The sequence below is a fragment of the Dietzia sp. KRD202 genome (genome assembly GCF_017168155.1).
Classification (GTDB): Bacteria; Actinomycetota; Actinomycetes; order Mycobacteriales; family Mycobacteriaceae; genus Dietzia; species Dietzia kunjamensis.
Map to the genome: position 1 here is coordinate 1 of NZ_JABFAN010000045.1, position 1,753 is coordinate 1,753.

1 protein-coding gene is annotated in these 1,753 nt (G+C 75.1%); it reads left to right on the forward strand.

Annotated elements, in window-relative coordinates; genetic code table 11:
* The first annotated feature begins 1 nt into the window (after position 1).
* Positions 2-1,435: an amidase gene (locus tag J1M64_RS18480; RefSeq protein ID WP_206475148.1), complete on the forward strand. Its 1,434-nt coding sequence runs from the start codon at positions 2-4 to the stop codon at positions 1,433-1,435.
* Positions 1,436-1,753 lie beyond the last annotated feature (318 nt).

The following is a 1,753-nucleotide window of genomic DNA, read 5'->3' on the forward strand; positions in this document are numbered from 1 at the left end:
CGTGACCGACACCCCCACCCCGACCCGCGACGCGCTCGCCCTGGCCTCCGACATCAGCGCCGGTGCCACCAGCGCCGCCGAGGTGCTCGAGACCGCGATCGCCCGTATCGAGCGGCTCGACCCGGAGCTCAACGCGATGGTCTCCACCCGGTTCGACGCCGCGCGCGCCGAGGTGGAGGCCGGCCTGCCCGACGGCCCGCTGCGCGGGGTGCCGATCGTCATCAAGGCGCTCGGCACCGACGTCGCCGGACTGCCCGCCGCCGACGGCTCCCGGCTGCTCGCCGACGTCGTCGCAGACGTCGACAGCACCGTCGTACAGCGCTACAAGGCGGCCGGGATGGTGGTGCTCGGCACGACCAACGTGCCCGAGATGGGCAAGTCCACCACCACCGAATCGCTGCTGCACGGCCCGTGCCGCAACCCCTGGGACACCGGGTACTCGACGGGCGGGTCGAGCGGCGGGTCGGCGGCGGCCGTCGCCTCGGGCATGGTGCCGGTCGCGCACGGCACCGACGGCGGCGGCTCCATCCGCATCCCCGCCGCGATGTGCGGCCTGGTAGGCCTCAAGCCCAGCCGCGGGCGCGTACCGACGTGGCCGCACCCCGACGCCCTCTCGTCGCCACTGTCCTACCACCACGCCCTGACCACCACCGTCCGCGACAGCGCCGCGCTGCTCGACGCCGTCGCCGGCCACCGCCCCGGCGACTCCTACGGTGCGCCCACGCCGCCGCGCCCGTTCCTCGAGGAGGTCGGCGCGGAACCCGGCCGCCTGCGCATCGGGCTGCTGCGCGTCGCGCCCGGACCGTTCCCCACCGACCCCGCCTGCAGCGCCGCGGTCGATCACACCGCCGAGCTGCTCGCCGGGCTCGGCCACGACGTGCGCGAGGTGGAGCTGGACGTCGACGTGCTGGAGGGGATGTCGGCCGTCGGCGCCATCATGGGCGCCCAGCTGCGGGCGACCATCGACGCGCGCCTCGCGGCGCTGGGAAGAGATCTCGACGACGACGACATCGAGCCCTGGACCCGGGTGATCCTCGACAACGCCATGACCCACTCGGCCCCCGACGTCGCGCGGGCCCTGCAGACCGCCACCCGGACCGGCTGGCGCGTGGCGGAACTGTTCGGGCCAGGTGGCGTGGACGTGCTGATGCTGCCGACGCTGCCCTCCACCACCCCGGAGCTGGGTTACCTCGACCCGACCGACCCGGAGGCGATGTGGACGCGGTCCTCGGCGTTCTCGGTGTGCACGAGCATGTTCAACCTCTCCGGGCAGCCGGCCATCTCCCTGCCGCTGGCCGCGGACGACCGCGGGTTGCCCGTGGGCCTGCAGCTGGTCGCCGACTACGGGCGCGAGGACCTGCTGCTGCGGCTGTCGGGGCAGCTCGAGGCGGCCGCGCCGTGGGCCACCGTGGCGCCGGGGTACGACGGGTGGTGACGGGCCCGGCCAGACGAGTGGCCTGAGCTGGCCCGCGTCCGGGCCTCCTGGGTTCCTGGGCTCCCGGCACGCTTGGCATCCGCTCCGCGCCTGGCGTCTCGCGCTCGCCGAAGTGCGCCCATTTCGGCGCAGCCGCCCCCTGGCATGGCGTCTCGCTCCCGGAAATGCACGGGATCTCACCAGCCGCTCCTGGCCGTGGCGTCTCGCCCACCCCGCGGTGCGCGCGAGACGCCACGTTGGGGCGCGGCTGTGAGCGGCGCGGCTGTGAGCGGCGAGGCTACTGTCCGCCTGGCCCGCCTCGCCCACCCCGCCTCGCCC